This is a genomic window from Pseudoalteromonas umbrosa, assembly GCF_030125375.1.
Taxonomy (GTDB): domain Bacteria; phylum Pseudomonadota; class Gammaproteobacteria; order Enterobacterales; family Alteromonadaceae; genus Pseudoalteromonas; species Pseudoalteromonas umbrosa.
In genome coordinates this window covers 1-4,642 of sequence record NZ_JASJUU010000012.1, presented here as the reverse complement: position 1 = coordinate 4,642, position 4,642 = coordinate 1, and the positions used below count along the sequence as shown (strand labels likewise).

Sequence of the window (4,642 nt, the reverse complement as noted above, 5' to 3'; positions counted from 1 at the left end):
TGTTCAACACCTTGGCAGCGGTTCAATTGATGGGCCACTTCGCCACACTCAATACGCAAACCGTTGAGCTTCACTTGCTCATCCGAGCGCCCAAGATACTGTAAGGTGCCATCGTGGCGATAACGTACTAAATCGCCCGTATTATACATGCGGTCAGTATCATTATCCGTAAAAGGGTTTGGCAAAAACTTTTGTGCTGTTAGCTCCGGCTGATTCAAGTAACCCCGGGTTACACCAGACCCGCCTAGATATAAAGTCCCTATCGCTCCAATAGGTACTAATGCCCTTTTCTCATCAAGTACATATGCGTAAGTGTTATGTATGGGGTAGCCTATATTTGCGACCCCATTTAACTCTCGTAGTGCACAAGTTGAATAAACTGTATCTTCAGTTGGACCATATAAGTCATATACCTTTTGAACCCCTCTTTGATATAAAGCATCAACCAAAGTTTGCTTTACTGGCTCACCAACGAGACAGACTACCTCAACACTTTCAGGTAAGTCACCCATTTCCATAAATGCTGTCATTACTGAAGGCACAGTATTTATTAAGCTGACATCAGTCACTATGTTTTTCTGATTTACAGTAAGAAGATCTGGTGCTAACCAAACTTGGCCGCCAACACTCAATGGAGCAAATATCTCAAAAACCGAGATATCAAAGCATATCGAGGTTGCAGCTAATACGCTACGCAGCCCGCTAGAGCTAAATGTTTTTTCTGACCAAGTCATTAAAGCATGTACATTGCGATGCTCTACCATAACCCCTTTTGGTCTGCCCGTAGAACCTGAAGTATAAATAATGTAAGCTAAATCAGATGATTGAAGACCGATATATTCAATATCAAGGTTACACGGACAATAACCATCTAATTCTATCTTATCCAATGCCAGCCAAGTTGCATTTGAATCTACCGCATATGGCCTTGTCAAAATACAATGTTCACTCAATACCGTAGAAATGTTACTGTCCGTCAACATATAATTTATTCGTTCAACCGGATATTCAGGGTCAATAGGCACATAAGCACCACCCGCTTTAAGAATGCCCAGCATGCCAATGACCATATCAATGGAACGACGAGTACACAGGCCGATTAACTTGCCCGGACCTACTCCATGCGCCTCACGAAGATAATTCGCAACCTGATTCGCTTTTTCATTGAGCGTTTGATAACTCATCTTCTGCTCTGCGCAAACAACCGCTACTTTGTCTTTTTGAGCGTTGACTTGAGCTTCTATAATACTGTGAATACATTGGTAAGTTGGGTTTTTAATCGATGCTTCATTGGGTTGAGTAAGACGTATTTTTTGCTGCTCTAAGACCGCAACTACATCAGCTAGCGGCATGTGCAATATATCTGTTGCGTTTAAAAGTCTGTATAGGTAGGAATGAAAGTGTTCATCCAAAGCTTGGATAAATTCGTCATCAAATAACTCTTTATCAAATTGCCAGCTGATCACTCCCCCTGAATCACTTATGTTAAAGTCTACCTCTAACTCAAATTTTAGCGATACATCATATTGCTCAGCGACTGTTAGTGTCGCATCCGGGAATACCAAAGTTTTGTCTGCAGCATTGGAGTCTAATCCGTAATCAGAATTAACTGTCAATAACATCTGAAATATCGGGTTATGGGTCAACTGGCTATCTATATTTAAGGCTTCGACAACTTTATCAAAAGGCAATGACTGGTTTGACTGAGCACCAATGTGTACTTCTTTCACATGATTGAAGAAATCGCCAACAAGCTCAAAATTTGTATTTGTTCTCAAGGCCACCGTATTAACAAAAAGACCCATCATATTTTTCAATGATGGCGTTAGCCTTCCTGATAAAGGTGTACCAACTACAATATCATGATGATGACTGTATCTACTAATGATGAGTGAAAACAATGCATGGCACAGCATGAAAGGCGTCATCTGCAGCGACTTTGCTAATTCATTTAACTGCTTGGAAGTACATGACGTTAAGCTAGATTCTATTTTTCTCCCCTTTCTAGTCATCTTTGAGTGACGCTGTACTTTGACCGGGAGTGCATGCGTTTCGGGAATACCTGACAGACCTTGAGACCAATAGGCAATCTGCTTTGCTATATCATTGCTGTGCATGTTTTTATGCTGCCAATACACATAATCTCTGTAACACAGTGGCAGCTCTGGCAACATGTCTTTACCTTGATCCAAAGAGTGGGCGTTACACAAGGTGCTGAGCTCTTGCCTTAATATCTCCATAGACCAACCATCAGATGCAATATGATGAATGTTGATCACCAATAGGCCTACCTGACTAGCATATTGAACATACTTAGCCCGAATCATGAGTTCTGACTCAAGATTAAAGTTATAGTTAGCCTCCGCGCTTATATTTTCATCAATGTCTAATTGACGCTGTTCATCTTGGTATGACTCTCTGTACTCGGTACAAAGTTTAAATTCAACTTGATCAATTGATTTAACTAACTGCTTAAATTCTCCATCATCCTCATAGTAAGTCGTGCGTAATGTCTCATGCCGCTCGACAATCGCCTGGAATGAAGCTTCAAGGCGAACTAGGTCTATATATCCAGCAACTGTGAATGGAATAACCATATTATAATCTGAGCTAGTGCCTTTTAACTTATTGAGAAAAACAATTCGACTTTGGGAAAATGATAAGTGATCCGTTTTAATACTCTGAGCGGTTATTTCAATACTGCTTGTATTTGCATAATCGGATAACATGTTAACCAGCTGCTGTTTGTTTTCTTTTACAAGCCGTTTATCATTACTTGTTATTGCGCCCGCTTTAGACTTAGATTTAAGCCTGCCATCTTGAAGGTAAAAGTGAATACCTCTATGTTTTGCGTCTATTATATAATGCTTTAATTCTGTGACGGTTAACTTGCTACCCATCCTTTACCACTCCTCATCTAGGTATTCACACTCTTCCATATTTTCGTTTCTTAAACTCAGTAGATATGCCACTTCTTGTTCTTGTTCTAATATGGTTTGAGCTTGCATAAAATCTGCGAGCTTAATTTCTTCTAATTCGAATTGACTTTGAATTTTTGATACGAGCTGCCCTACTAGCAGCGAATGGCCACCAAGTTGAAAAAAATTCGTATTTACACTTATTTTCTCGGCTCGTAAGTTTAATAGTTCAGCCCAGATATCGACTAATTGCTGCTGTATCTCATTTTGAGGTAGAACCAGCTCTTCTTCTTGAAAATCAAACTTAGGTAACGACAACTTATCCACTTTGCCATTCATTGTCAGAGGAATCGTATCAAGCACCATCATAAATTCTGGGATCATGTAATCTGGCAAGTATTGACTCAATTGCGTTTTAACTGACTTGATAAGCTCAGAGGTGTCTATTGCATGTTCAAATTCAGCAGGCGTTATATAACTTGCCAGCTGATTTATACCATTTACTTGATGAACAATAACAACGGCTAACTCAACTTCTTGACAGGCTAGTAAGCAGCTTTCAATCTCCCCCAATTCAATTCTGAATCCCCTAACTTTAACTTGATTATCTTTACGACCAACAAACTCAATATTGCCATCCGATAAGCAACGAACCAGATCGCCTGTTTTATACATTTTCTGATCGTATTCAGTCTCACTGTAAGGATTAGCGATAAAGCTTTGGGCTGTCTTATCAGTCTGATTTAAATACCCCCTTGATACGTTGTCACCTGCAACATATAGCTCGCCAATCGAACCTGTTGGCACCAAACTTAAGTTGCTGTCTAGAATCATTAAACTTAAATTGGATAGAGCTTTACCAATGGGTGTATATCTATTTTTTCCTGATTCGCTTTGCTCATTAAATTGATAGAAAGTACTGCATATTGTAGCTTCAGAGGGGCCATAGCCATTGATGATATCTACTCCGTTAAGCCGCTTTCTAATTGCCAACAAATCTTGATGAGAAATAGGCTCAACACCAACTAAAATTTTAGTCAGACTGAAATCTGCGCCTTGTTCAACCAATATTTGCTTGAGCGTAGGTATAAAAAAAGGCGGAATATAAGCGGTACTCACTTTTTCACTTTCTAGCCATTTAACAAACAACCGAGCATCAAAGCGCACACTTTCAGGTGTAATTATCAATGTAGCACCACTACACAAAGCAGAAAAAATTTCCGCCACAGCGACATCAAAACTAAAACTCGCCCAGTTACTCACGCGTTCTGCAGGTTTTCCTCTACGCATATAATCTGCTAAAAAGTTACCCACTGAGCGATGTTCTACCATAACGCCTTTGGGCTTACCTGTAGAACCCGATGTATAAATTACATAAGCTAGATCTGTTGTTTGAACACCGACATTAGCAACTGCCGGATCACTTTGACTAAAGCTTTTCCAATCTTTACCTTTCAAACAAACCCAATGTGCTTTACTACCGTAACGATAAGGTGTAAGAACAGTATTTTCACTTAACACAACGCGCACATCAGTGTCTTCAAGTACGTAATTAATCCGCTCCGCAGGATATGCTGGGTCGATTGGCACATAAGCTCCGCCAGCTTTAAGGATCGCCAACATCCCAACCACCATCTCAACTGAGCGAGTCAGACACAGGCCCACTAAATCCCCTGGCCCTACCCCATGCTCTGCCCTTAAGTAATGCGCAACTTGGTTGGCCC

Annotated in this window: 2 protein-coding genes; both read right to left on the bottom strand. The window is 40.4% G+C overall.

What is annotated here, in order from left to right; all coding sequences use genetic code 11:
• Window positions 1-2,900, bottom strand: a 2,900-nt coding sequence (locus QNM16_RS24865) for a non-ribosomal peptide synthetase (protein ID WP_284022917.1), incomplete at its 3' end; no start/stop codon positions are given.
• Between the two features lie 3 nt (window positions 2,901-2,903).
• On the bottom strand, window positions 2,904-4,642 hold a 1,739-nt coding region (locus QNM16_RS24860; RefSeq protein WP_284022916.1), incomplete at its 5' end, for a non-ribosomal peptide synthetase.